2 protein-coding genes and 1 pseudogene are annotated in these 1,032 nt (G+C 45.3%); 2 read left to right on the forward strand and 1 reads right to left on the reverse strand.

The window, feature by feature from the left end:
* Both A3763_RS21275 and A3763_RS21280 read left to right on the forward strand, forming a co-directional pair.
* Positions 1 to 251 (forward strand): GTP-binding protein (locus A3763_RS21275; RefSeq protein WP_369823160.1); only part of this gene is annotated, 251 nt, incomplete at its 5' end.
* Positions 248 to 598 (forward strand): alpha/beta fold hydrolase, encoded by a 351-nt coding sequence (locus A3763_RS21280; protein WP_068760479.1) that lies wholly within the window; start codon positions 248 to 250, stop codon positions 596 to 598. The genes A3763_RS21275 and A3763_RS21280, both read left to right, overlap by 4 nt.
* 84 nt (positions 599 to 682) lie before the next feature.
* Here A3763_RS21280 and A3763_RS21285 read toward each other — a convergent pair.
* Positions 683 to 1,032, reverse strand: a pseudogene (locus tag A3763_RS21285) (GTP-binding protein); the annotation flags it as partial.

Here is a 1,032-nt window from a genome sequence, read left to right on the forward strand (position 1 = left end):
TCCTCGGTGTCGGAAAAACTTCTGCGATTCTGAACTTACTCAAACAAAAACCCGATAACGAACGATGGGCGGTACTCGTCAATGAATTTGGCGAAATTGGTGTAGACGGCAGTTTTTTTCAAGGTCAGAGCTCTCAAGAACAAGGCGTATTTATCAAAGAGGTGCCAGGCGGCTGTATGTGCTGTGCATCGGGCTTACCGATGCAAATTGCCTTAAACCAATTGCTTTCGCGCGCTAAACCGTCCGTTTGATTAGCAGCAGGACTCACCCGCCAAAGCAAGAAGAGTTAGAATCTCGACTCCGGAAAGCTCTGGCGCGTGATGCTGAAAAGTACGGTACAAAAAGACAGCTTTCTGCGATTGTAGCGACTAAGAAAACCAAAAAGATTACACAGCGAGTCAATGTACCCACTTTGATTATTCATGGTGCCGAAGATCGGCTCATTCCTATCAAGTTCGGAAGAAAAAATGCTGAACTGATTGAAGGTGCTGAATTCCGCGAGATAGAAGGGATGGCGCATGACTTTCCAAGACCCCTTGTTGGCTATCTGGCTTTTGTGGTTAGCAAGCACTTAGGAAAATCCTCTGATAGCGAATAGCTTGGTTAATGAATCGAATCACGCCGATGCGACCTTAAGGGGTCAAAGTACTTTAAATTATCTAAAAGAGCGTTTTCGAAAAGACTAGTTGAGCTCTGACATGCAAGCCAACAGTTCAGTTTCGATATCAGAGGCTAAGCCCTTGCCAATAATCTCAATTCGGCTTTCCAGGCATTCATCCAGTGCTACCTCGGTTAAGGCATCTGTTGTTAGGTTATAGCCGAATACTCCCTCGTCAGTGATAAACACGGCTTTCATTCGTTCAGCATTGACTCCACTCAAGAAGTTGAAAAGTGCAGCATGGCTAAAGGTCTTATCTGGCGAAAAGCGCCAGCCGATACTTTCGTAGCCCTCTCCCTTATTTGTTGCTTTTAAAAATCCTGTTTCCGGAATAGGCGAGTCCATGAGTAATCTAGGTGCGTCAGATTCATGAT

The sequence above is a fragment of the Oleiphilus sp. HI0128 genome, from assembly GCF_001635365.1.